The sequence below is a fragment of the Acinetobacter sp. ANC 4862 genome, from assembly GCF_004336635.1.
Lineage (GTDB): Bacteria > Pseudomonadota > Gammaproteobacteria > Pseudomonadales > Moraxellaceae > Acinetobacter.
Map to the genome: position 1 here is coordinate 76,790 of NZ_SJXH01000007.1, position 25,928 is coordinate 102,717.

27 protein-coding genes are annotated in these 25,928 nt (G+C 41.8%); 18 read left to right on the forward strand and 9 right to left on the reverse strand.

Translation table 11 applies throughout. From position 1 onward, the window contains the following. Positions 1-514 precede the first annotated feature (514 nt). Genes dapA through purC form a run of 3 tightly spaced genes read left to right on the forward strand, consistent with a single transcriptional unit; the run spans position 515 to position 2,789 of the window. A complete protein-coding gene (gene dapA / locus E0409_RS04985) occupies positions 515-1,414 on the forward strand; it encodes a 4-hydroxy-tetrahydrodipicolinate synthase (protein WP_131288447.1) in 900 nt (299 codons plus the stop codon). Positions 1,415-1,427: 13 nt separating this feature from the next. Beyond that, positions 1,428-2,033, forward strand: a complete 606-nt coding sequence (locus tag E0409_RS04990; RefSeq protein WP_131288449.1) for a lipoprotein-34 precursor (NlpB) — start codon at positions 1,428-1,430, stop codon at positions 2,031-2,033. Between the two features lie 36 nt (positions 2,034-2,069). Next, positions 2,070-2,789 carry a phosphoribosylaminoimidazolesuccinocarboxamide synthase gene (gene purC, locus E0409_RS04995; RefSeq protein WP_131288451.1) on the forward strand — a complete coding sequence of 240 codons (720 nt, stop codon included), beginning with the start codon at positions 2,070-2,072 and terminating at the stop codon, positions 2,787-2,789. A gap of 259 nt (positions 2,790-3,048) precedes the next feature. On the opposite strand, the gene E0409_RS05000 is transcribed toward purC, so the two are convergent. After that, positions 3,049-4,323, reverse strand: a complete 1,275-nt coding sequence (locus E0409_RS05000; RefSeq protein WP_131288453.1) for a replication-associated recombination protein A — start codon at positions 4,321-4,323, stop codon at positions 3,049-3,051. 300 nt (positions 4,324-4,623) lie between these two features. On the opposite strand from E0409_RS05000, the gene E0409_RS05005 reads away from it, so the two are divergent. Further along, positions 4,624-6,738, forward strand: coding sequence for a sensor domain-containing protein (locus E0409_RS05005; protein WP_131288455.1), 2,115 nt, complete (start codon positions 4,624-4,626; stop codon positions 6,736-6,738). Positions 6,739-6,864: 126 nt separating this feature from the next. On the opposite strand, the gene E0409_RS05010 is transcribed toward E0409_RS05005, so the two are convergent. Further along, a complete protein-coding gene (locus tag E0409_RS05010; protein WP_131288457.1) occupies positions 6,865-7,317 on the reverse strand; it encodes a YcgN family cysteine cluster protein in 453 nt (150 codons plus the stop codon). A gap of 192 nt (positions 7,318-7,509) precedes the next feature. On the opposite strand from E0409_RS05010, the gene E0409_RS05015 reads away from it, so the two are divergent. Next, positions 7,510-7,668 (forward strand): DUF1328 domain-containing protein, encoded by a 159-nt coding sequence (locus E0409_RS05015; protein ID WP_131288459.1) that lies wholly within the window; start codon positions 7,510-7,512, stop codon positions 7,666-7,668. 196 nt (positions 7,669-7,864) lie between these two features. On the opposite strand, the gene murJ is transcribed toward E0409_RS05015, so the two are convergent. Continuing rightward, positions 7,865-9,415, reverse strand: a complete 1,551-nt coding sequence (gene murJ, locus E0409_RS05020; protein WP_171458783.1) for a murein biosynthesis integral membrane protein MurJ — start codon at positions 9,413-9,415, stop codon at positions 7,865-7,867. Positions 9,416-9,488: 73 nt separating this feature from the next. Further along, the gene (gene ampD, locus E0409_RS05025) at positions 9,489-10,064 is read right to left on the reverse strand and encodes a 1,6-anhydro-N-acetylmuramyl-L-alanine amidase AmpD (RefSeq protein WP_131288463.1); all 576 of its coding nucleotides are present in this window, start codon (positions 10,062-10,064) and stop codon (positions 9,489-9,491) included. Between the two features lie 176 nt (positions 10,065-10,240). Here ampD and nadC point away from each other — a divergent pair, with 176 nt between their 5' ends. Next, positions 10,241-11,086 (forward strand): carboxylating nicotinate-nucleotide diphosphorylase, encoded by an 846-nt coding sequence (gene nadC / locus E0409_RS05030; protein ID WP_131288465.1) that lies wholly within the window; start codon positions 10,241-10,243, stop codon positions 11,084-11,086. Here nadC and E0409_RS05035 read toward each other — a convergent pair. From E0409_RS05035 to E0409_RS05050, 4 genes are all read right to left on the reverse strand, one after another. Beyond that, on the reverse strand, positions 11,083-11,265 hold the full coding sequence (locus tag E0409_RS05035; RefSeq protein WP_131288467.1) for an ABZJ_00068 family colistin stress protein: 183 nt from the start codon (positions 11,263-11,265) through the stop codon (positions 11,083-11,085). The genes nadC and E0409_RS05035 overlap by 4 nt on opposite strands. Before the next feature lie 167 nt (positions 11,266-11,432). Continuing rightward, on the reverse strand, positions 11,433-12,149 hold the full coding sequence (gene rph, locus E0409_RS05040) for a ribonuclease PH (RefSeq protein ID WP_131288469.1): 717 nt from the start codon (positions 12,147-12,149) through the stop codon (positions 11,433-11,435). Positions 12,150-12,323: 174 nt separating this feature from the next. Continuing rightward, positions 12,324-13,469 (reverse strand): fatty acid desaturase family protein, encoded by a 1,146-nt coding sequence (locus tag E0409_RS05045; RefSeq protein WP_131288471.1) that lies wholly within the window; start codon positions 13,467-13,469, stop codon positions 12,324-12,326. 81 nt (positions 13,470-13,550) lie between these two features. Then, the gene (locus E0409_RS05050; RefSeq protein ID WP_131288473.1) at positions 13,551-14,573 is read right to left on the reverse strand and encodes a ferredoxin reductase; all 1,023 of its coding nucleotides are present in this window, start codon (positions 14,571-14,573) and stop codon (positions 13,551-13,553) included. A 175-nt stretch (positions 14,574-14,748) separates the two neighbouring features. Here E0409_RS05050 and E0409_RS05055 point away from each other — a divergent pair, with 175 nt between their 5' ends. Beyond that, positions 14,749-15,405: a TetR family transcriptional regulator gene (locus E0409_RS05055; protein WP_131288475.1), complete on the forward strand. Its 657-nt coding sequence runs from the start codon at positions 14,749-14,751 to the stop codon at positions 15,403-15,405. Between the two features lie 58 nt (positions 15,406-15,463). Here E0409_RS05055 and E0409_RS05060 read toward each other — a convergent pair whose 3' ends face one another. Continuing rightward, entirely contained in the window at positions 15,464-16,081 is a 618-nt protein-coding gene (locus E0409_RS05060; protein WP_131288477.1) for a thiol:disulfide interchange protein DsbA/DsbL, read from the reverse strand. A 181-nt stretch (positions 16,082-16,262) separates the two neighbouring features. Between E0409_RS05060 and ubiG the strand changes: the two genes are divergently transcribed. The 11 genes from ubiG (at position 16,263) to ssuC (ending at position 25,918) form a co-directional block, all read left to right on the forward strand. Then, the gene (gene ubiG / locus E0409_RS05065; RefSeq protein ID WP_131288479.1) at positions 16,263-16,976 is read left to right on the forward strand and encodes a bifunctional 2-polyprenyl-6-hydroxyphenol methylase/3-demethylubiquinol 3-O-methyltransferase UbiG; all 714 of its coding nucleotides are present in this window, start codon (positions 16,263-16,265) and stop codon (positions 16,974-16,976) included. Next, positions 16,976-17,674: an HAD family hydrolase gene (locus E0409_RS05070; protein ID WP_131288482.1), complete on the forward strand. Its 699-nt coding sequence runs from the start codon at positions 16,976-16,978 to the stop codon at positions 17,672-17,674. Before ubiG ends, E0409_RS05070 begins: the two co-directional genes overlap by 1 nt. Before the next feature lie 33 nt (positions 17,675-17,707). Next, positions 17,708-18,454: a YciK family oxidoreductase gene (locus E0409_RS05075; RefSeq protein WP_131288484.1), complete on the forward strand. Its 747-nt coding sequence runs from the start codon at positions 17,708-17,710 to the stop codon at positions 18,452-18,454. Between the two features lie 198 nt (positions 18,455-18,652). Continuing rightward, on the forward strand, positions 18,653-18,808 hold the full coding sequence (locus E0409_RS16460; protein WP_165541294.1) for a hypothetical protein: 156 nt from the start codon (positions 18,653-18,655) through the stop codon (positions 18,806-18,808). 296 nt (positions 18,809-19,104) lie between these two features. Further along, complete coding sequence (locus E0409_RS05080; protein WP_131288486.1) at positions 19,105-19,512, forward strand: RcnB family protein; 408 nt, start codon at positions 19,105-19,107, stop codon at positions 19,510-19,512. A gap of 233 nt (positions 19,513-19,745) precedes the next feature. Beyond that, positions 19,746-20,117: an RcnB family protein gene (locus E0409_RS05085; protein ID WP_131288488.1), complete on the forward strand. Its 372-nt coding sequence runs from the start codon at positions 19,746-19,748 to the stop codon at positions 20,115-20,117. A 130-nt stretch (positions 20,118-20,247) separates the two neighbouring features. Further along, entirely contained in the window at positions 20,248-21,600 is a 1,353-nt protein-coding gene (argA, locus tag E0409_RS05090; protein WP_131288490.1) for an amino-acid N-acetyltransferase, read from the forward strand. A gap of 330 nt (positions 21,601-21,930) precedes the next feature. Beyond that, positions 21,931-22,893: a sulfonate ABC transporter substrate-binding protein gene (locus E0409_RS05095; RefSeq protein WP_131288492.1), complete on the forward strand. Its 963-nt coding sequence runs from the start codon at positions 21,931-21,933 to the stop codon at positions 22,891-22,893. 85 nt (positions 22,894-22,978) lie between these two features. Further along, positions 22,979-23,911 carry a sulfonate ABC transporter substrate-binding protein gene (locus E0409_RS05100; RefSeq protein WP_252151771.1) on the forward strand — a complete coding sequence of 311 codons (933 nt, stop codon included), beginning with the start codon at positions 22,979-22,981 and terminating at the stop codon, positions 23,909-23,911. Between the two features lie 16 nt (positions 23,912-23,927). Then, positions 23,928-25,103, forward strand: a complete 1,176-nt coding sequence (ssuD, locus tag E0409_RS05105; protein WP_131288496.1) for an FMNH2-dependent alkanesulfonate monooxygenase — start codon at positions 23,928-23,930, stop codon at positions 25,101-25,103. After that, entirely contained in the window at positions 25,103-25,918 is an 816-nt protein-coding gene (gene ssuC, locus E0409_RS05110) for an aliphatic sulfonate ABC transporter permease SsuC (RefSeq protein WP_131288498.1), read from the forward strand. Before ssuD ends, ssuC begins: the two co-directional genes overlap by 1 nt. The last annotated feature ends 10 nt before the right edge of the window (positions 25,919-25,928 follow it).

A 25,928-nucleotide genomic window follows, 5' to 3' on the forward strand; every position in this document is an offset into this window, starting at 1 on the left:
ATCCAAGAGCATCTGCCCATCGCAAAAGTGCAGCAATCTATTTATAGTTTTAACTAATTATTACCCAAGTTTTTAATGATGATATTTGTCGTTTAAATTCTTGGTTTATATAGCTTTCAAGTCTATTCTTATCTTTATTAAATCTTAAATCCTGATGTTTTTACATGGAATTACCGATATGATTGGCTTTAAAGCACTTTTATGACAGCTTTAACGGCACTTTTGAGTTATAACAAGTAGGCACTTAAACGATGCTGATCAAAATTTTAGTGAACCCAAATTTAAAAAACGTGACTTTTGTATTGTTCAGTAAATTTTTCCATTGCTTTTCATAAAGTTTTTATATGGTTTGACTAAAGCATATTGTTCTTCATCGTTTGTTCGTTCATAATTTGCATAAGCATTATTCAATTACGCTTAATCGTAGTGAAATTGCTATAAATCAAAATACGCACCCATCCAAATTTATGTTTTTCTACCTCAGCCGGATGGACAAATAGGATATTTTTTCAAAATGACTCAGCAAGCACAGATCATCCAAGGTTCAATTGTCGCAATCGTCACTCCGATGTTTGAAGATGGCAGCGTAGATTGGAAGGGTCTAGAAAAGCTCGTTGAGTGGCATATAGCACAAGGTACCAATAGTATTGTTGCTGTAGGCACAACTGGTGAAGCTTCAACCTTAAGCATGGCAGAACACACCAAAGTCATTGCCGAAATCATTCGTGTAGCCAACAAACGTATTCCTGTGATTGCAGGTACGGGGGCAAACTCGACCCATGAAGCGATCGAACTCACCAAAGAAGCCAAAGAACTGGGTGCCGATGCAGCGCTCCTCGTCACGCCTTATTACAACAAACCTACACAAGAAGGCTTATATCAGCATTATAAAGCTATTGCTGAAGCGGTTGATTTACCACAAATTCTTTATAATGTACCGGGTCGTACTGGCGTCGATATGTTAAATGAAACAGTGATTCGCCTTGCCGATATCCCGCAAATTATTGGGATTAAAGACGCAACCGGTGATGTACCTCGTGGTCAAGCACTTATTGAAGGATTACACGGTAAAGACATGACCGTTTACTCTGGTGATGATGCGACTGCATACCAGTTAATGGGCTTGGGCGCAAAAGGCAACATTTCTGTGACTGCCAATGTGGCACCGAAAGAAATGAGCGAAATCTGTGCTGCCGCACTTGCAGGTGATGCAGAACGTGCTGAAGCTTTAAATAATAAAGTTGCAAATTTACACAATATTCTATTTTGTGAATCCAACCCAATTCCTGTGAAATGGGCACTTCATGAAATGGGATTAATTGGTACCGGTATTCGCTTACCATTAACTCCTCTTGCAGAACAATATCGTACACCGTTGCGTGAAGCACTGAGCGCTTCTGGTGTCATTAAATAAAGAGCACAACACTATGCAATTACGTTTTGGTTTAACCCTTGCACTTTCAGCATTCAGTTTAGTGGGTTGTAGTTCAATCGGAATCAGTAATGGTTCATTGGATTATAAAAATACTGCAACCTCTGAACCCCTGAAATATCCTGAAGGCTCAATGGTTCGACCTGCAACGCCATTGTATCCGTCTCCGACGGTTGACCCACTTGCGATTGAGCATGCACCCAAGCTTGAAAATAAACGTGGCAACCGTTTTGCTCTACCTCGCCCTGACAAAGCTCAGGCAAATGCGCCAACAGATAGTCAAGATGACAGCACAAATGTCAGTCGTCCACAATTAGTGCGTGATGGAAATCAAAATCCATTGCTCAAAATTGATGGAAATTCTGCTACAATTTGGCAGTACACACTTGCTACCCTCAGCAGCCTTAACCATACCATTGTTGGTCAAAGTAAAAATCGTTACGAAGTAACCATTAAGGTCGATCAACAGATCTATGTATTAAGACTGACATCTGTAGGAACAAGCAACAACATCGCTGTGTTCAATGCCGATAATAGCTTTGCAGACCAAGAAAAAGCTGCAGAACTATTAACCCAGATTTACCAAAATTGGCCAGCCTAGTCGTACTAGGCATTTTTTTTTGAAAAAGGTTCCCCCATGTTGAAACAAACCTTGCTCTATACTGGTAAAGCGAAATCTGTTTATGAAACAGACAGTGCAGATCACCTCATCCTAGTCTTCCGTGACGATGCATCTGCATTTAACGGCGAAAAAATCGAACAGCTGGATCGTAAAGGCAAGGTGAACAACCGTTTTAACGCCTTCATCATGGAAAAATTGGCTGCTGCTGGCATTGAAACTCACTTTGAAAAACTTCTTTCTCCGACTGAAGTTTTAGTGAAAAAATTGAAAATGGTTCCTGTTGAATGTGTTATTCGTAACTACGCAGCAGGTAGCTTGTGCCGTCGTTTAGGCGTGGAAGAAGGTAAAGAGCTTGTTCCGCCTACTTTCGAATTGTTCTTCAAAGACGATGCACTTGGCGATCCAATGGTCAACGAATCTCAAGCGATTGCTTTGGGTTGGGCGACTGCTGAACAACTTGAACAAATGAAAGTACTGACTTATCAAGTAAACGACGTACTTAAAGATTTGTTCGACAAAGGCAACATGCTGCTTGTTGACTTCAAACTTGAATTTGGTGTGTTCCACGACCGTATTGTTCTTGGTGATGAATTCTCTCCAGACGGTTGCCGTCTATGGGACAAAGACACCAAGAAAAAACTCGACAAAGACCGTTTCCGTCAAGGTTTAGGTGGTGTTGTTGAAGCTTATGAAGAAGTAGCGACACGTTTAGGTATCGACCTTTCTGATATCTAATCCGTATGCTGATTCAAAAAACCGAGCCTGATGGCTCGGTTTTTTTATGCTTCATTAAATCGTAAAAATAAATGTTACTAATAAAAATGATCGTTTTTACATTCTTAAGTTAAGCCCGTAATATAATTTGTATACCAAACAACATCGGAATTGAATTTTCCTCTGATGTCTTGCCGAGCAGATTCCTGTTTACCCTCTAGGATGTATCTCCCCTAAGACATCCTATTTTCCGCCCAACTCGCCCTGAGTTGGGCTTTTTTTATTGCTGCTGTTGTTCCTGCTGCCAACGACGTTGCTGAAGTTTTTCACCTTCTACTTCACGTTTATTCCGCGCAGATTCATACAACTTGGTGCCTTTCAATTCAGGCGGCAAATATTCTTGCAAAACAAAATGCTCTGGGTAATTGTGCGGATAAAGGTAATCCACGCCATAGCCCTGCTCTTTCATCAATTTGGTTGGTGCATTACGTAAATGTAATGGCACGGGTAAATTTGCGGTTTTTTCAGCTAAATCTAAAGCCTTGTTAATAGCCAAATAAGTACTGTTACTTTTCGCACTGGTTGCCAAATACACAGCACACTGCCCCAAAATAATCCGGCATTCCGGCATACCCACGGCTTGTACCGAACGGAAACATTCTCCTGCAAGAAGCAGTGCATTCGGATTTGAGTTACCAATATCTTCAGACGCTGCAATCAGCATACGGCGTGCAATAAACACCGGATCTTCGCCGCCTTTAAGCATGCGTGCCATCCAATATAAAGTCGCATCCGGATCGCTACCGCGAATGGACTTAATAAAGGCAGAAACCAGATCATAATGCTGCTCGCCCGATTTGTCATAACGGGCAATATTCTGCTGCGCGACTTTCACCACAATGGCATTGGTAATGATATTTTCAAGTTCTGGTTCAAAGGTACTGGCGATGAGATCCAACAGATTAAGTGCCTTACGCGCATCTCCGGCAGCAAATTGAATCAGTGCTTCATATTCTTCAATTTGAATAGATCGTTCTTTTAAAAAAGCATCATTTTTCAACGCTTGATCCAATAGAGTCTGAATCGCATCGGCATCTAAAGCATTCAGGCTATAAACCTGACAACGTGATAACAACGCACTATTCACTTCAAAGGAAGGGTTTTCTGTGGTTGCACCAATCAGCGTGATTTTACCCTTTTCCACTGCATTCAATAAGGCATCTTGTTGTGACTTGTTAAAACGGTGAATTTCATCAATAAACACCACAGGTTTGAGTAAATCAGCACTTTCAGCAATGATTTCACGGAGTTCTTTCACTCCGGTATTCAAGGCAGATAAGCTGACAAAAGTTCGATCAACCGCCTGCGCAAGAAGCAAAGCAATGGTGGTTTTCCCGACTCCCGGTGGTCCCCAAAAAATAATCGAGGGTAAATGCCCTTGATCAATCATTTGGCGTAAAGGAGCCTGATCACCTAATAAATGATCTTGACCAATAATTTCTGATAAATCACGCGGACGAAGCCGTTCAGGAAGTGGAATATGACTATCTGACATCTTGTTATTTCTTGAGTGTGCTTAAAACAAGTCTACTATGTAATTTTAATATCGCGTATTTCAATTGAATTGTTTTACAAAAAAATCATACTGTTTTTTAAAAGAATGGGCAATATTATTAATCATTATTGTGCCTATTGTCTGAATTTACTTTTAAAAATAACCAAGTAGATTTACTGTGATAGTCAATATTAAGAAAAATATGCTTAATAATTCCACTTCTTATTGATGAAGTACATAATCATTGCGTGAAATGCATCACGCTTTTTGGCATTTTGGTCGTTTTAATGGGTGAGCTGCATGAGATATATTTTTAAAAACAAACCAGATCACACCATTCAAGCCAATAATGCTCAATTAAATACAGAAAATTTATTTCTTCAAAATGTATTAGATCAATTACCGCAACTCATCTGGATGAAAAACAAACAAAATAAGCATTATTATAATCAAGCGCTTTGTGGCTATCTTGGTATGACTCCCAATCTGTACGACGCTACTGATTGTAAAAAATTCATTCACCCTGAAGATTTCGAACATTTCAGTATTCTTTGGCAGCAAGCCCGACCAACACAACAAAATTTCGAAAAAGAATGCCGGATTAAACATCATGAAAAGGGATATCGAGTGTGTTTGATTGCAGTGCAACATCCGCAAAATTTAGACAATACTGAATGGCTGATGACAGCAACCGACATTCACGATCACTATTTAAAGCAATTTGAACTGAATCAACAAGTTCATACCCAAAGCAAAATGCTCGATACCAGTATGGATTGCATTAAGCTTTTGACACCCGATGGACGTGTTAGCCATAGGAATCGTTCAGGTGGTCTGGCTTTAAGTGTATCACTCAGTGAAAAAAAGTTTGGTAGGCCTTGGCTCCACTTATGGCCTGACAATATTCAAAATTCAGGACAACAGGCTTCAACTCATGTCGCAAAAGGTAAAAATGCTCGTTTTGATAGAATGAGTGTAATTTCAGGTCAAACGCCGCAATCTGGGGATCATATTTTACCCCCTGTGCAAAATGAAGATGGCTCAATACAAAGCACTCTCTGTGTCTCTCGAGATATGAGCCAACAAAAAATTGCTGAAAAAAACCTGCAACAATTCATCGAAATAGATGAATTAACAGGCTTATATAATCGTCGCGCATTTAATAAAATTTTCAAAAAGACCATTCAGAATGCACGCCATCAAAGCCAATCAATCGGCTTTTTGCTGATTAATTTAGACTATTTCAAGCATATCAATGACACTTTGGGACATATCGCCGGCGATCATTTACTCCAGATTTTAGGTCAACGTTTCAGTGGTTGTTTTAAAGATGAAATCGTTGTTGCACGCCTAGGCGGGGATGAATTTTCCATTATTGTGCCTCATCTGACTAATGAAGCTGAATTATTCGAAATTGCAAAAACAGCTCGGCAACAGCTGGATATCCCGATTTGCTATGCAGGACAATATATTAATGGCGGGATGAGTGTCGGCTGTGCCATTTATCCTCGCGATGCACAAAATAGTTCAAATTTACTGCGATGTGCAGATGTAGCCCTCAATGATCTTAAAATCAGCGGTCGCGGTGGCATCCGAATGTTTAAGAACGCCATGTTCCAGAGTATAGAGCTCACCACCAAACAACTCTCGCTCGCCCGAGCCATTATCCACAATGATAAGATTATTCCCTTCTATCAACCCAAAGTCAGTCTGAAAGATGGAACAGTCACCGGTTTTGAGGCTTTACTGCGCTGGTATGATGCTGAGGATCAAATCCAACTTCCTTCACATATTTTCTCCGCTTTTCAGGACTATGAACTGGCAACGCGTATCAGCGAGATCATGCAGTTAAAAGTGTTTAAGGATATGACCCAATGGCGTGAATCTGGACGGAAACTTTTACCCATTTCAATCAATGCCGCACCGGTCGAATTCTTAAGAGATAACTACGCAGAAACGCTATTAAATAGACTCGCTCAGTTTCATATTCCCCATGAAATGGTTGAAATTGAAATTACCGAGCAAAGCCTTTCGGAACGTGGCTCTGACTATGTTGTTCGCGCACTGGGGCTATTAAAACAAGCCGGTATTCACATTTCATTAGATGATTTTGGTACCGGACATTCGTCTTTAACCCGCTTAAGAAACTATCCGGTCGATTGCCTTAAAATAGATCGTCACTTTATAGAAAACATTCACGATGATCCTTCGTCACTGGCTATTGTCAAAGCGATCAGCCAAATTGGTGCTAGCATTTCCCTGGAAATATTGGTTGAAGGCATTGAACGCTTAGAACAAGTGGATGCGTTGAAAGCATGTGATTGTCATACTGGACAAGGTTTTTATTTTTATCGTCCCATGCCATCTAATGATGCCACTCAACTGTTACAGCCTGTGATGATAGCTCAATCGTAAGCCGCAACTATATGATTTAATCTGCTTGAAAAATAAGGTGTTATGCGATGACTGTTACCTGATTAAGGCCACCTGGTTTAGAGATGATATCCAAACAGACATTTTTGAGTTATTTCACCAACCAGATTAACGCACCCAACGGACAATATATTCCTCTAGATCCTCTTCATTGACTTCGACTTCTGAAATACAGCGTCCTGCTGCCGACTTTTTCGCTTTAATTATACTTTCACGGGTACAGGTATTTAGATAATGCCAAGACGGTAATTTCTTGCCTTCCTTTAAGCGACGGTAAGCGCAACTCGGTGGTAGCCAGTGAATTTCAGCTAATTTTTCAGGCGTCAGTTGAATACAATCAGGAACATAGTCAAAACGCTGTGCATAATTGCTGCAACGCGCTGTTTTGCAATCTAAAAGTTTACACGACACCTTGGTATAAGCCACTTCGCCGAGTTCTTCATCTTCTAGTTTGATCAGACAACATAAACCACAACCATCACAAAGCGCCTCCCACTCGGTAGGATTCAGTTCAGCTAAAGGATATTTTTTCCAAAATTCCGGACGTAATTGTTCAGTCATAAAACTAAAAAACAAGAGAAGTTAACTATTATTATAACGTGTTCAAGTTCACAATGTATGGATGTTATTTTTACTTTGAATCATATATTTACTGTCAAAGTGAACATTTTTTAAACACAAGCATAACAGTTTAGGAATTTCTAAGCCCTATACTAAATCTACTTTGAAAATAACAACACACGGAGAACGCTTATGTTTCGTTGGGCGATTATTTTTGCAGTGATTGCACTTATAGCCAGCCTACTAGGTTTCGCTGGTGTCGCAGGTTTATCTAAAGATTTTGCAATTATTTTACTCGTCATTGCGGTTATTTTAGCAATCGTCGGCTTCCTTTCCCGAGGAAAAATATAATTACTCATCTTTAAACAACATATTCACTTTAAGTAAAAGAGCCTAAATAGGCTCTTTTTCATATTCAAACTTCATCTTTTGGAGGATAAAAAACCTGAATTAAATTGAGCAAAAATTAAAGTAATTTTCACCCATTTAATTCAGGTCACTATTCCAAGATTATTCTAATATAAAGAATAAATTCTTGATCTGTTGATTATGGTCTTAAATGACGCGGTCTAAACCCGGTTACCAATAAGCCAATCGCATAAGCCAAAACACCGACCACGCAAAGTCCGATCACTTCGAAAATACGAATCCATTGCGATACATCGCCGTTATACCACGTCAAGGCATACCAAAGTGCCGCAATCATAGTGGCATTGGCGATGGCAAACTGGATGAAAAGTTTTTTCCAGTGTGCTCCAAAACGAAAAATATTGCGTTGGTGCAGATAGAAATACAGCATCCCGGCATTCACCAGTGCAGAACCTGAAGATGCCAAGGCCAACGCCATATGTTCTGCTTCCCAATGGATCAGTTTAAAGAAGCCAATAAAGATCACGTTTAAAATCGCATTGGCTGCAACGGCCATTAAACCTACACGTACGGGTGTTCGGGTATCTTGCTGTGCATAAAAACCCGGAGCAAAGACTTTAATCAACATGAAGGAAATCACCCCGGCACTCATACATTGCAAAGCCAATGCCGTCATTTGCGTATCTTCAAGGGTGAATTGCCCACGCTGGAACAGGGCTTGAATGATTGGAGTCGATAACATGAACAAGGCAATGCTGGCAGGAATACCGACCAGCATAATCACTTTTGCAGCCCAGTCGATCATGCCACGGAATTTGGACTGATCTTGTTCAGCATGACGTGCAGAAAGAGAAGGTAGAATCACCGTACCAATCGCCACACCGATCAATCCCAAAGGCAATTCAGTCATACGCTCGGCACTGTATAGCCATGACACTGAACCATCTTGCATGAAAGATGCCCAGATGGTGTTCAGCAGCAAATTGATTTGCGTCACCGATACACCAAATAATGCCGGAAGCATCAATTTCATGATGCGATCGACACCTTCGTGTTTAAAATCAACTTTAGGTGGAATCAGCAGATTTTTGCGCCATAGCTCCGGGATTTGAATCGCCAGTTGCAATACCCCTGCAGCCACGACCGCCCAACCCAAGGCCATAATCGGTTCGGCCATATACGGCGTTAACCACCATGCCCCTGCAATCATGGTGACATTCAGTAAAACTGGCGCAAAAGCTGGGGTCGAAAATGAACCATAACTATTTAAGATACTGCTCGCAAAAGCAGTCAGTGACATAAATAACAAATATGGAATGGTCAACCGGAACATATCGGTTGCTAAAGCAAATTTTTCGGGATCACTATGAAAGCCCGGTGCATAGATATACATAATTGCCGGGGCAGCAATCATCGCAATAAAAGTCAGCAGGGTCATAAAGGTCGCGAGACAACCAAATACCCGACTAATCAGAATTTGCACTTCAGCATGGGTTTTCGTGGTTTTATATTCGGTTAAAACTGGAATAAAAGCTTGCGAAAATGCCCCTTCGGCAAATAGCCGCCGAAAGAAGTTGGGGATACGAAAGGCAACCACAAAGGTATCGAAATCTTTACCTGCACCAAACACATTCAGCAAAACCACATCTCGGACTAAACCCAAAACCCGAGACAACATGGTCATTGCACTGACAATAAAGGTCGACCGCCACAGCGCCATCGTTTCCACCCAGTATTAAAATAAGTCGCTATTGTAAAGAAACTCGACAGGAATTTCGTTGTTAAATCTTAAAGTCGAGCAGCTATTGATTTGCTTTGCATTGTTGTATGAATGCTCTGGTTTTTGGCCAATCGAAATATGGACCCGGATCGGTTTTACGTCCTGGCGCAATATCCGAGTGCCCGGCCAAATGTTGCAATATCTTCGGATAGGCTGCCTGTAATGTTGCAATGACCTCTGCCAATACACTGTATTGCACCTCTTCAAAAGGCTGGTCATCACTGCCTTCAAGCTCAATGCCAATCGAATAATCGTTACATTCTTTTTTGGCTAAATAGCTCGAACGTCCTGCATGCCAGGCGCGGTCATTGAAATTCACGAATTGCAAAACTTCGCCGGTGCGCAAAATTAACAGATGGGTAGACACCTGCATCCCTTCAATGCTCTGAAAATAAGGATGCTTTGACCAATCCAGCTGATTTTGAAAAAATTGTTCAATATAGCCGCCACCAAATTGTGAGGGTGGCAAACTGATGTTATGCACCACCACCAACTGAATTTCGGTCTGTTCGGGACGTTGATTATAATTCGGGGATGCTACTTGCCTTGCACCGATTAACTGACCATCGATGACCTGAAAAGACGGTGCCTGTTGCATATTCCTATCCTGAGTCTTATTTTCGCGTAAGTAGATGATTTTAGCGCAATCCTAAAACTTTAAGCTTAAAATCTCAAATTCCAGAGATAAAAATCCGTGGAAAAAACATTTCTTTTAAATGAACAATGCTAATATAACGCGCAATTTTCATGGGCTAAAAAAGATACGGAATTCTAATGAGCATATCTCAATCTTTGTTGGAACACGCAATCCAGATCAATATTCAACAGGCTTTACAAGAAGATATTGGCGAGGGTGATATCACCGCTTTATTAACTCCTGAAGATGAGCAAGCCACTGCAACCATCATTAGCCGTGAAGACATGGTGCTTGCTGGTCAGCCTTGGGTCAATGCCCTCATTCAGGCTTATGATGCCAATGTGCAAGTAAAATGGCTGAAAAATGATGGCGAGCGCGTACAAGCCAATGAAGCCTTTTTAAAATTAGCCGGTTCGGCACGCAGCTTACTTACGGTTGAACGTCCTGCGCTGAATTTTGTACAAACGCTTTCTGCAGTAGCCACAAAAACAGCTGAATATGTAAAACAATTAGAAGGTTTAAACACCAAATTGTTAGATACCCGTAAAACCCTTCCCGGCTTACGTATTGCGCAAAAATATGCTGTCGCCATTGGTGGCGGTCAAAACCATCGTCTCGGTTTGTTTGATGCCTTTTTGATTAAAGAAAACCACATTATGGCCGCAGGCGGTATTGCGCAAGCGATTGCCAAAGCTCACAACATTGCACCAGGCAAACCTGTTGAAGTTGAAGTTGAAACATGGGATGAACTGAACCAGGCTTTAGAAGCCAATGCCGATATCGTGATGCTGGATAATTTCAGTCAACAACAAATGATTGATGCGGTTAAGCATGTTGCCGGTCGTTGCAAGTTGGAAGCTTCGGGCAACATCACCATTGAAAATTTACGTGAAGTGGCAACATCGGGTGTCGACTATATTTCGATGGGCGTTTTAACCAAAGATGTCAAAGCAATTGATTTATCGATGCGCTTTAATGCTTAAGTCTGCTCAGTATCATTTTGTGGTTTAGATTTCGGTTCAGCGCTTAAATCCTGCATTTCACTGGGTGGTGTATTCTGTTGCCAAGCGGATTGGATAGTTTTTTGTTCTGAAGCTCGCGGATCACTGGTCATTAGTGCCAGAGTTACCACGGATACAACCAAGATGATGATATTTAACATCTAATGCTCCTGTAAATAAGCATCAGTCTAGCCACTGAATATGAACTTGATCTTAAGCCTGCGTTTCAAAAGAGGTGGAAATTGCAGCCTTTTTGTATCCAGCTTTTGACTTATCCATAAAAAAACGCACCTTGAGGTGCGTTTTTTTTTATCTTCAAATAAACAACTTACCAGCCTAAAGCTTCCTGTTGTTTTTTAATCAATTCTTGAATGCCTTTTTCAGCCAATTCAAGCATCTCGTTACACTGTGCACGAGTAAATGGTTTCTCTTCGGCAGTACCTTGCACTTCAATAAACTCACCTGCTTGTGTCATCACCACATTTAAGTCAGTTTGGCAGCTTGAATCTTCTTCATAACACAGATCCAATAAGGCTTCGTCTTTGTACATACCCACAGAAATCGCAGCCACCAAGCCTTTAAGCGGATCTTGCTTGATTTTCTTTTTCTCAAGCAACACATTCATGGCATCAATCAATGCAACAGCCGCACCGGTAATTGAAGCGGTACGTGTACCGCCATCTGCCTGAATCACATCACAGTCGATGGTAATGGTGTTTTCACCCAGTTTTTTCAAATCGACCATGGCACGTAAGCTACGACCAATCAGACGCTGAATCTCTTGAGTACGACCACTTTGTTTACCACGGGCAGCTTCACGGTCACTACGGGTATGGGTTGAACGTGGCAACATACCGTATTCAGCGGTTACCCAGCCTTGTCCCTTACCTTTAAGAAAACGTGGCACTGAATTATCAATACTTGCAGTACAAAGAACTTTAGTATGACCAAATTCAATCAATACTGAACCTTCCGCATAACGCGTATAGTTACGGGTAATTTTTACGTCACGTAATTGATCTAAAGTACGTTGGTCGATACGCATAATGGGTTCTCTTTGGCTAAAATTCATTGCGGCTTAGTATAACAGAAGCAAGCTTGAAGGTTTTACCGGGACATTGTCGATTGGCAAAAACCATAAAATCATGCTGCTTTTATTTAGCCATCAGTTGAATGAGACACCTATTATGCGCGACCTCACATCTATCTCTATTCAGCCTTAAAAATGAAATAAGGTTTTTAACTTTTGTTTGGATTGTTCAACCGATGCCGTCCAGGAATTCGGTAATGAACATTTGGCTAAACGCACCCAAACACTGCCAAACTGTTTCATGAAACTGGCTTCGTTATAGTTAATTCCATACTCTGCGCATAAAGCACGAATTTTAGGTGCTGCTTCTGCATAACGGTTCGCCGGCATATCCGGGAATAAATGGTGTTCAATTTGATGGCTCAAATTACCACTTAAAATATGCAACCATTCTGTGCCGCTAAAATTACTCGATCCGCGAATTTGGCGTAAATACCATTCTGCACGGGTTTCATTTTCAGTATTGTCCAGTTCAAAGGTTTCCGCATCTTCAGTGAAATGACCATTAAAAATGACCGCTGATGCCCATAGACTACGAATCACATTGGCCACAGCATTACCTGCAAATACAGGAATGGCATTTGGACCGGCAATTAATGGGAAAAACACATAATCTTTTGCTACCTGACGTAGCGCTTTCTTACGGAATTTTTCAGAATCTGCCCAGACTTGTTTCCAGGTTTTAGTTTTATAAGCAATTGCATCTTCCAAGTGTAGGTTTTGTAAGCCCACATACCATTCAAAGAACACCATCAATTGAATGGTTAAAGGAATATTGAATAAAAAGCGCGGTTCCCATTTTTGCGACTCGCTAACACGAATTAAACCGTAGCCGACATCATGGTCTTTACCGACAATATTGGTATAAGTGTGGTGAATATAGTTGTGCGTGTATTTCCAGTCATCGCCGGTCGCCATGGTATCCCAGTCATAATTGGCACCGTTTAAAGTCGGATCATTGAGCCAGTCAAACTGACCATGCATCACGTTATGACCCAGTTCCATATTTTCGACGATTTTAGACAGACCTAATAAACCGGTGCCCGCTAACCACACTGGTGGAATCCAGCCACCAAACATCAACATTCCGCGTGACGCGATTTCGCTATAACGGACAAAATCACGAATTTTATAAATGTATTTGGCATCTTGTTCGCCAATGCTGTCCATAATTTCACGGCGGATCGCATCAATTTTTTGACCCAATTCAGCAATTTGTTCAGCACTCAAATGTTTTGATTTACTATCTTCTGGAAACTTAACTGACATATTCATTGTTTTTCTCCGAAGCGGGAATCAGGCACTGCTTTTTTGAAAAGTGCGAGAAGTCGCTTAAATGCCCTAAAATTATTTTATTTAAAGGTTAATCACTACAGGACTGACGGCTTGGCTAATACACAACTTAATTTGGGTATTGCTATCGTGATCAATTTCACCGGTCAGCAGATTTTTGGTTGAGCCGCTCACTTTAGTACAGGTACAAGTGTTACAAATCCCCATACGACAACCATGTGCCGGCTTCAAACCTGCCTGTTCAGCGCTTTCAAGTAAATTGGTTTTTGCTTCAAACTCTTGTTGTGCACGTAAGAATACTACCGGTTGTACTTGTGCAGTTTCATCTACAACTACCTGAAAATACTCTTGTTTCAGTTGATTTGAAATACCCAGTTGCTGATAAATCTGATTCAGGCTTTGCATCATGCCTTTGGCACCACAGGCATAACTTTGACGTTGCCCGAAATCAGCGACCGTACTTTCAAGCAGTTCTACGCTTAAATGTTGTTTCTGTACAAGTGTATTGAAATGATGGTAGTGAAACTGTGAATATTGTTCTGATAATTGCTGTAATTCGCTATGAAAAGCATCATCACGGGTAAAATAGATCAGATCAATTTGACTTACCTTTTGAGTAAGTGCCTGTTGCAATAAAGAATAAATGGCAGTGATACCGCTACCTGATGCCAGCAATAGAATAGAATCTTGAGATGACGTTAATGTGAAATCACCCTGAACTTGAGAGATTTCCACCACGCTGCCTACCGCCAAATGGGTTAAGGCATTGGATACTTTACCCTGACGTTTCACTGCAATCACGATGTTGCCCGTCTCGGTGATTTTCACAATGGAATAACTACGTTGCTGACGAACACCTGCAATCACTACAGTCACTAAAATACTTTGTCCAGCACGAAATACTTTTGCATGAAAGTTATGATTCGGCTGAAGCTGAATTTGATAAAAGTCTTCACTCAGCATGTGTACGTCGACAATACTAGCTTTCACTTTTTTCCATGCCCAAACTGGATTCACTTTTTCAGCAATAAAATCGACGAAATCTTCTCGAATCCATTGCGGTTGGTACTGCATCACATGACTCATATGAGGTTCCTCTTTTTTATTGCTGGTTATTTATTTGAGTGAACAGGTGTTCTTATAGTGAACACTTGTACACTATAATTATTTTTCAACTCAGTCAACACATGTTCACTGACATTCGTCGTTTAATTTGTTTTTTTTTGATAGACTTCATGCAGAATTTTTTTAGGGTACTCGAATGTCGATACGGGATGAGCGTAAACAACAAAGCCGCCAAGCACTTTTGGATGCCGCGCTTGCTTTAAGCACGTCTGGACGTTCTTTTAGTAGTATCAGTTTGCGTGAAATCGCTCGTCATGTGGGGCTGGTCCCCACTGCATTTTATCGCCATTTTCAAGACATGAATGAGCTTGGACTGGAATTGGTCGATCAGGTTGCCCTGCATTTAAAAGGCATTTTGCATCAACTTGGACAAGCCTATATCTATCAACCCAATACCAAAGCGAAAATCAGCCTGGACCTGTTTTTCCAGGCAGTTGAGCATAATCCTGAACCCTGGGTATTTATGATTGCCGAGCGTTGGGGGGGATCAGAAGTGATTCGTCAGGCCATTGCCCGGGAAATTAATTTTTTGATTGAAGATTTGGCCAATGATTTATGCAAAATGGAAACGGTACAGCACATCCGCAATGTACAAGACCTTCAGGTGATTTCGAATATTTTAATTAATTTATCTTTTACCTGGGCAATGACCTGGATGGACATCACTCGTCACTATCAAGCTGAAGAACGTTTAGAGCAACAAAAACAATTTAAATTACAAACCATGACCCAGGTACATGTGATTTTCCGTGGTATTTCGAACTGGGATACTTCAAAGGCAATCACTGAGTAATTCACTCAAAATAAAACATAAAAAACCCGCAATAAGCGGGTTTTTTAACACATAAAACTTATTTCGCTTTACGTTCTTTTTCCACCAGGTAGCTGACGACTTGAGTCACTTTGCCATCTTCACCTTGGACTACATATTTACCATTCACAACGACGGCAGGAACACCGCTCAATTGATATTGCTGTGCCAGTTTCTTAGATTGCGCCACTTTTGAAGTAATCGCGAATGAATTAAACATGCTGTTAAATTTTGCTTCAGGTACGCCATATTTCACAAAGAATTTTGCTTGTGATTTTTGGTCAAAAATCTGTTGCCCACCCGCATGAATCGCATGGAATAAAGGCAAGTGAGTTTGCTTACGAACACCTAATGCTTCAGACACATAATAACCGCGTGCACCTTGTTCCCAAACTGGATTCATCGCAGCAGGTGTGCGCACAAAGTTGACATCTTTAGGAATTTTTCTGAGCCAGGTCTGCATATGCGGCTCTAGTTTAAAGCAGTGTGGGCAGCCGTACCAAAAGAACTCACGTACTTCAATTTTGCCAGGAACGTCAACTTTACCCGGGTTGGCAACCACGGTGTAATCTTTACCTGCGACAAAATTGGCCGCCATTGCCGTGCCTGAAAAGGCAAAAATAGCAGTAGCAACACTACCTAAAAGGAATTTTTTCATTGAACTTATTGTCCTCTAAATCGTTATGATTAATTTATGCGATTAATATAAATCAATTATGCCGAATTCGTTTTCATTCTGTGAACTTTTTTACGGCTTTTATCGCTTTTTTGAGAATAAACGCTACACTAAGCCCCTATAACTTTTTTTAAAATATAACGACTTGATTGAGGTGATACCGATGTCGCAATTGAATGTTGATCCACAAGAAATTGCCAAATTTGAAGCATTCGCAGCCATATGGTGGGATCAGCATTCTGAGTTCCGTCCACTGCATCAAATTAACCCTTTACGCTTAAATTGGATTGATGAACATTCAGGTGGCATTGCCGGCAAGAAAGTCCTCGATGTCGGCTGTGGTGGCGGTATTTTGTCTGAAAGCATGGCGCGTCGTGGTGCAAATGTTTTGGGTATCGACATGGGGGAAGCACCCTTAAATGTGGCGCGTATCCATGCAGAACAAGAAGGCGTTCAGAATATTAAATATCGCCAGGTTCCAGTAGAACAATTGGCAGAAGAACAAGCCGGACTATATGACGTGGTCACTTGCATGGAAATGCTTGAGCATGTACCCAATCCAGCATCGATTATTCAGGCTTGCCAAAAGTTAGTCAAACCGGGTGGCCATGTGTTCTTCTCGACCATTAACCGTAATCCAAAATCTTATTTGTTTGCGATTATTGGCGCGGAATATGTGTTGCGCATGCTGGCCAAAGGCACGCATGATTATCATAAATTCATCAAGCCTTCTGAACTTGCGCATGACATCCGTAATGCAGGCTTAAAACTCAAAGACATGACCGGTTTACATTTCAACCCGATTACCAAACGTTACTGGCTGGCACCGAATGTGGATGTGAACTATATGGTTTATACGGTAAAAGAAGGTGCCTAATGAAAGCTGTACTGTTTGACCTAGATGGCACCCTGATTGACACCGCTGCCGACTTTATTCGCATTATTCAAGACATGTGCCGCGATAAACAATGTGAAATCGTGGCGGCTGATTTGATTCGCACCCAGGTATCTGAAGGCGCGCGCGCGATGGTGAAACTGGTCTATCCGGAACTGGATGTGGAAGATCCGGTGTTCCTTGCCCATCGGCAGCGCTTTTTGGACTTATATGGGCAAGATATTGCGGTAGATACTGACCTGTTCGAAGGCATGTATCCCCTGCTTGAAGAACTGGAAAGCCAGGATATTCCTTGGGGCATTGTCACCAACAAACCGCGCTGGTTAAGCGAATCCTTGCTTAAGGCGCTGAACTTGTCTGAGCGCTGTGCGGTTCTGGTTTGCCCGGAAGATGTCAGCAAAACCAAACCCGATCCTGAACCGATGTATCTGGCAGCCAAGCACATTCAGCTTCAGCCTGAAGACTGTATCTATGTGGGTGACCATCCCCGCGATATTGATGCCGGTCGCAACGCCAATATGTATACCATTTTGGCAGGCTATGGTTATTTACCATTGCAACACAAAGATGACTTAACAGCATGGCACGCTGATTGTATAGTCAAGACAGTTGCCGAATTACATCAAGTGATTAATCAGCTGGTTTCATCTAAACAACATAACAATTCTCTGATTTCATAACGACATAACAATATATAAACGAGGAGGTAGGCAATGAAATATTCAGAATATCAACCTCGCCCCGATCTGTTAAAAGATCACATTATCCTGATTACAGGTGCGGGCGATGGTATTGGTCGTGCAGCTGCAATTAGCTATGCCCTGCATGGGGCAACCGTCGTCCTGCATGGACGCACCTTAAACAAGCTTGAAGTCATTTATGATGAAATTGAAAGCCTGGGTGCACCACAACCGGCTATTCTGCCTTTGCAACTCTCCAGCGCCTCTCCTCGAGACTATGAGTTACTGGTCGATACTTTAGAAACACAATTTGGTCGCCTAGATGGCATTTTGCACAATGCCGGTATTCTGGGTGAACGCACAGAACTGGCTCATTACCCGATCGATGTCTGGGATGATGTGATGGCAGTGAATCTGCGTGCGCCATTTTTACTGACGCAAGAACTGCTACCGCTGCTACATAAATCAGAACATGCTTCTGTCGTTTTTGCCAGTTCAGGTGTAGGTCGCGAAGCACGTGAACGTTGGGGTGCATACTCGGTATCAAAAATTGCCATTGAAGCGATGAACAAGATTTTTGCCAAAGAAAATGTCTATCCAAATGTGCGTTTTAACTGTATTAATCCGGGGGCAACACGTACCGCCATGCGTGCCAAAGCCTACCCAGATGAAGATCCGAAAACCTTGGCGACTCCTGAAATGATTATGCCGGCTTACCTGTATTTAATGGGTGATGACAGCTTGCATATGAATGGTCAAAGCATTGATGCACAGGATTAATCCTTTAAAAGATCAAAAAAGGGAGTCATGCTCCCTTTTTATTTTATTGCCGCACTATTAAGGAAAAAACTTTCATATAATAAAAAAACCATAAATCGTATTTTCAAATCACTTTTACAATAATATTCGTTTTTCCAAATTAACAAAATAAGCCTATGCTCACTCTTATTGAAAAACACCCGATATGAGGAACAGGTTATGGCTGATCAAAAACGTAAAATTGAAACGATTCGTTGTATTAAAAACTTACAGCTTTCAAATACATTGATTGCAGGTCTGGATGATGCAGGACAAGCAGAAGCAATTGCAGAAGCTGTGAGCTCACTTCAAGACCTGGCTGAGCAATGGAACTAAAGCAATTTTATTGAACAGTCGCCATAGGGCTGTTCAAGCCTTTAGGCAGAACAATTTTGAATAAATAAAATCGACATCAAAAATTTGATACAAAGTTTTCATCAGTACTCTGTTTTTCTAGTATTTAATATCGACATAAAATTTATGAAGATTTTTAAATCGTGAGATATTTCTGCATAATATCCTTATTATCTCTGCATTTTTTAAGAAATGAGTGATTTATCTTCACAGTTTCTCTGCAATTTTTTCGTACATTAGCATTATTGAAATTAATAAATTTTCTATGAGGGTTCAACATGAAAAAGATTTTGACAATCTTGGCAATCTCTTTCAGTGCATTGATGGCAAGCAGTGTAACCACTGCTGCACCTCATGAGAAACACGATAACAATCGTGGCTGGGATCAACCCCGTTATCAGCAGTCGAATAATGGTCGAGATTTTCGTGGCCAGGATAATGACGATGATCGTATGCAAGATAAACGCCGTTTCCGTGAAGAACGCGGGGTAAAACGTTTACAGCAGCATAAATGGCAAACCGGTTATGTCATGCCGCAGCATTATCGGGGTAATGGTTATAAAGTCGATTACAAAAGCCATGACTTGCCAAAACCCTCTCGTAACCAGCAGTGGTACAAAATCAATAACGACTACATTTTAGTGGATACTAATAGTAATAATATTGTGCGTATTCAAGGTTTCTAAACTCAGTTCTAAATTCTCCAAGCTCAAACTCCGGTTTGAGCTTTTTTTATTTTGCATCCATCATTCATTTTAACAATAAGTCTTTAACTACAAGTTTTTCAACATTTTACAATCTTCTTTTTTTCTCCATGAATTTCACAATTCAACTATAAAGCTCTCATTTTTTATCTCTACTTTTTAGTTAATTTAGTTTCAACGAAATAACTGTTCTCTCTGAAAATTAGGTGAAAGATATGAAAAAAATTCTAACTACAATTGCGCTTTCTTTATCTGCATTGATAGCAACTTCAGCAATGGCAGCACCGGATCATCGTTATGATGATCATCAGCGTTATAACCATGCACCATCACATCAGGACAACCGCTGGGATAATAACAATCGTTACGACCACAATCGTTATGACAATAAAAAGGTAAATCCGAGTCGTGACTGGCGTGCAGGTCAAAACTTCCCGCGTGTATTCAGCTCATCCAGTTATAAAGTGAGCGACCGTGACGCACGCCGCTTACCGAATACCAACCGTTATCAACAGTGGTATAAAGTCAACGGCGACTATGTATTGGTAAACGAACGTACCGACCGTATTGTCCGCATTATCAACTAAAATCGGTTCAAGTTTCCTCTTCCCTAAAAAACACCTGAATGCAATTCAGGTGTTTTTTTAATTTTTAGCTTCCCCACAGTCATTTTTTGATTAGAATCACAGAAGGAAATTTTTTAATTTTGAGATAGGCATGCAAACGAATTCATCTGAAACATCACAAAGCACAACTTTGCAATATGTGCATTGGTTTCGACATTCTGCGCCTTATATCAATGCTCACCGCAATAAAACCTTTGTGATTATGTTTGATGGTGAAGCAGTTCAACATGAAAATTTCCAGCATATTATTCATGATATTGCCCTACTGCATTCTTTAGGCATTCGTCTGATTCTGGTGCATGGTGCACGTTCGCAGATCAATCAGAACTTAAAAGCCAGTGGCATTGAAACCCCATTCCATAATCATCGTCGTATTACCACACGTGAATCTTTAAGCTGCGTGATGAATGCCGTGGGTTCTATTCGTTTGCAAATCGAAGCGCTGCTTTCGATGGGTCTGGCAAATTCACCGATGTACGGTGCACGTATTGATGTCATTTCAGGCAATTTTGTCACTGCAAAACCTTATGGCATTCGTGATGGTGTGGATTTCCAGCTCACCGGTGAACTGCGTACCGTCGATACCGATGCCATTCAACGCCATCTTAAAAATCATAATATCGTATTGCTTGGCCCAACCGGTTATTCCAACACAGGTGAAGTGTTTAATCTGGTCGCGGAAGAAGTTGCAACCAATACCGCTATTTTGCTCAAAGCGGATAAGTTGATTTTCTTGGGTAAACAACAAGGCTTGGTGAATGAATTCGGGCAATTGCAACGTGAAATTCCACCGCATCAACTCGATCAGCATATTTTGCAATATCAGGACTCCAACCCAGATATTGCGCTGCAATTACGCGGTGCCAAAAATGCCTCACTGCAAGGCGTGCGTCGTGTGCATCTGATTTCTTATACCTATGATGGCGCATTGCTGGAAGAACTGTTCACCCGTGACGGTGCAGGCACTATGATGACCGATGCACATTATGAAGAAGTCCGTACCGCGAATATTCAGGATGTCGGTGGCTTAATGAATTTACTGCGCCCGCTCGAGGCTGAAGGCATTCTGGTCTATCGCTCACGTGAACGATTAGAAAGTGAAATTGAGCAATTTTCTGTGATTGAACGCGATGGCATGATTTTAGCCTGTGCCGCGCTTTACCCGATTCCAACTTCAGCCCATGAAATTAAATCGGCGGAGATCGCTTGTGTCGCGGTAGATCCAACCTATCGCAAATCCAATCGTGGTAGCCAGATTTTGCATTATCTGGAAGACAAGGCAAAAAAATTAGGCATTCAACAACTGTTTGTACTGACCACACGTACCGCGCACTGGTTTGTCGAGCATGGCTTTGAACCTGCGAGTGTCGATGATCTGCCGAATGCACGTCAGGCGCTGTATAATTACCAACGTAACTCATTGGTGTTCAAAAAGTCACTTTAAAGTGGCTTTTTTTTATGTCTGTTATATCTTTATTTTTTATATCTTTATCTATGCTTTTGCGAAATTTTTGACAATTTGCTTATGCAGTTTTTGCATAACCTTATAACAGCATGCTATTTAAAATTAAATTAAAATAATATCAACAACTTAAACCATTAAAGCAGCCTATTTTATTTTTCTTATAAATCACATTTTCACCTAAGTTTTTCTTTTTTTTATTTATCTTTTTTCCTCATTAAGAATTCCTATTTTTTTATTTTTTTCGAAAAAGAAAAGGCTTTAGCGTATGTGTTCAATATTCAACACTTCATTATTGCGGAGCACACATTCATGAGCGCCATTCAAGCAAAATTCTGGGCGAAATCGCTGGTCCTTTCTTCAGTAGTTGCTGGCGCAATGATGATGTCAGGTTGTGACAAAAAACAAGCTGAAACGGTCACTTTAAATATCGGTTTCCAAAAATATGGCTTGTTACCGATTATTAAAGAACGCGGCACTTTAGAAACAGCGTTGAAAAACCAAGGCATCAATGTGAAATGGGTCGAATTCCCTGCCGGTCCACAATTGCTTGAAGGCCTAAATGTCGGCAGTGTTTCCTTGGGTGAGGCAGGTGAAGCGCCACCTATTTTTGCGCAAGCTGCCAATTCGAATCTGGTTTATATCGCCAACCAACCGGAAGCGCCTAAAGCTGAAGCGTTAATTGTGCAAAAAGATTCAGCCATTCAAAGCGTCCAGGATTTAAAAGGTAAACGGATTGCCCTGAATAAAGGCTCAAACGTGCATTACTTATTACTTAAATTATTAGAAGCCAATAATCTGAAACTGGATGACATCCAGGTGGTGTATTTACCACCTTCGGATGCACGTGCTGCTTTTGAAAAAGGCGCAGTGGATGCCTGGGTGATTTGGGATCCGTTCTTTGCTGCTGCTGAAAAGCAGATTGGTGCTCGTGTCATTGCGACAGGTGAAAACCTGGTCAGCAATCATCAGTTCTATTTGGCAGACCGTAAATTTGCCGAACAACATCCGGATGTACTGAAAGCAGTCGTGAATGAATTAAACACGACTACACAGTGGGTATCACAGCATCAAGATGAAGCAACCAAACTTTTGGAAAAACCAACAGGTCTCTCTAACGATATCCTGAAAACATCTATTTCCCGTATGGGCTTTGGCGTGCAACCAATTTCAAACGACGTGGTTAAAAAGCAGCAATATGTTGCCGACGCCTTCTATAACCAGAAACTGATTCCAAACAAAATCAATATTCAATCCGCAATTTTAGCGAAGTAATGACAGAACAATAGAGGACTCGACTATGACTCAACATCAGCAAGATAACAAAGCAATTACCTGGTTCAAAACATCCAGTCATGGCATGAATGCGATGCTGATTGCTTGCGCAATGTTGGGTTCGAGTGCTGCCTGGGCCGTGGATCCTTCAGTCAAACAGCTACGCGTGGGCTATCAAAAAGCTTCTGTGAATCTGGTGATTGCCAAACAACAAAAGCTGTTTGAACAGGAATTTCCAAACGCAAAAATTTCATGGAATGAATTTCCGGGTGGTCCGCAAATTTTAGAAGCGCTTGCAGTCGGTTCGATTGATATCGGTGCAACGGGTGATACACCGCCTGTATACGCTCAGGCAGGCAACAAGCCACTACACTATTTTGCTTATGAAACTGCAAAACCTTTGGCTTCTGCCATTTTGGTACCAGGCACCTCGAAAATTACCCAGCTCAGCCAGTTGAAAGGTAAACGCGTTGGGGTTCACCGTGGTTCAAGCTCACATTATTTATTGGTGCAAGCAGTACGCAAAGCCGGTTTGCAATGGACGGATATTCAGCCGATCTGGCTCAGTCCTGCCGATGCACGCGCAGCTTTCCAGAAAGGTGCCATTGATGCCTGGGCCATTTGGGATCCGTACTATGCAGCGGCTCAAGTGGAAGATAAAGCCAAAGTACTGGCTTCAGGTAAAGGCTTGAGCCCGAATTACACGTTTTATTTAGCCTCTGATAATTTGGTCAAAACGCATCCCAAAGCCCTTAAAGGCATTATCCAGCAAATTAACCTTGCCGATAAATGGGTGCAAAGCAACAAGGCTGCAACGGCAACCCTATTTGCCCAAAGCACTGGATTAAAACCAAATGTCAGCCAGACCTTTATCCAACGTCGTCCTAATCCATCAAGTGCTGCTCCCCTCACTCGAAAAGTGATCGCAGATCAGCAAGAACTCGCAAACCATTTTAGCGAACTCAAGATCATTCCGAAATCTATCCACATTCAGCAAGCCGTTTGGGCAGGCAAATAATCTAAGGATCAAAGCAATGAAAATTTTCTGGTTTATTCCTACGCATGGTGACAGTCGTTATTTAGGCACAAGCAAAGGCGCGCGTCAGGTCGATCATGCTTATATGAAACAGATTGCCGTAGCGGTAGATAACCTGGGTTATGAAGGCGTACTGATTCCAACCGGTCGTTCATGTGAAGATCCGTGGATTACTGCCGCAAGCCTGATTGATGCAACCAAAAATTTAAAATTCCTAGTGGCTTTACGTCCAGGAGTAACGACTCCTGCACTCGCTGCGCGTATGGCTGCAACTTTTGACCGTTTATCCAATGGTCGTGTATTACTGAATCTGGTCACCGGTGGTGATGAACAAGAGCTGAAAGGTGATGGTGTGTATGAAGATCATGCAACACGTTATCAAACAGCAGCGGAATACACCAAAATTTGGCGTGAAATTTTAACCCGCTCTCATACAGGTGAATCATTTACTTTCCACGGCGACCGCTTACAAGTAGAAGATGCCAAACTGCTTTATCCACCGGTACAACAACCATATCCGCCACTTTGGTTTGGTGGCTCTTCAGATGCAGCCGTAGATTTAGCTACCGACCAAGTCGACACTTACCTGACCTGGGGCGAGCCACCCGCAGCAGTGAAAGAAAAAATTGAAAATGTCAGAGCCAAAGCTACCGCTAAAGGCCGCACTTTAAATTACGGTATCCGTTTACACGTGATTGTGCGTGAAACCAATCAACAGGCATGGGCTGCTGCTGAAGAGCTGATCCAGTATGTAGATGATGCAACCATTGCCGCTGCACAACAAAAATTCAAACAGATGGATTCAGTGGGTCAACGCCGTATGGCCGAATTGCATAACGGTGACCGTAGCAAGCTTGAAGTCTCTCCAAACCTTTGGGCGGGTGTAGGCTTAGTCCGTGGCGGTGCCGGTACAGCATTGGTCGGTGATCCACAAACCGTGGCTGCACGTATTCAGGAATATGCCGATTTAGGTATTGATACCTTCATTTTCTCAGGCTACCCGCATCTTGAAGAATCCATCCGTTTTGCAGAATTAGTATTCCCGTTACTGCCTTTAGAAACCCGCAAGAAACTGGCTCAACCGAACTTAACCGGTCCTTTTGGTGAAATCGTGGCAAATAACTATGTTGCTGATGAGGCTAAAAAGGAAGTTAAACATCAGGAGCCGGCTTAATGAGCAAAACGATTTCTGCTGAAAGCTTGGCCAAAACCAAGGTTTCACGTGGAACACAATTTGGGCAGCACTTGCTGCCCTGGTTGGTTCCGATTGCACTGATTTTAATCTGGCAAATTGCATCCAGTACCGGACTTTTGGAAAGCCGTATTTTACCGGCACCGAGTGCGGTGGTGACTGCATTCTGGAATCTGTTGATCAGTGGCGAGCTTTGGCAACATGTTCAGGTCAGTGCCGGACGTGCCCTGCTTGGTTTATTGGTCGGTGGCGGCTTAGGATTACTTCTGGGCCTGCTCAATGGTTCTTCGAAAATGGCATCCACCCTGCTCGATACAACTTTACAAATGATCCGTAACATTCCAGCCTTGGCTTTAATTCCTTTGGTAATTCTATGGTTCGGGATTGATGAATCTGCCAAGCTGTTTTTAGTCGCTGTTGGCGTATTCTTTCCGATTTATATCAATACCTATCACGGCATTCGCTCGGTTGATCCTCAACTCATCGAGATGGGTAAAAGCTATGGTCTGACCCGCTGGCAATTATACAAAGAAATTATTTTACCGGGTGCTATGCCTTCGATTCTGGTCGGTTTACGCTTTGCATTGGGTCTGGTTTGGGTGCTGCTCATCGTTGCAGAAACCATTTCCGCACAATCAGGCATTGGCTACATGACCATGAATGCACGTGAATTTTTACAAACTGATGTCGTGTTAGTGGGTATTTTGCTCTACGCCCTGCTTGGAAAATTGGCCGATGTATTGGCAGTAGGCTTGGAAAAATACTTACTGCGTTGGCATGCTGGATATCAAAAATAAGGAATAAGTT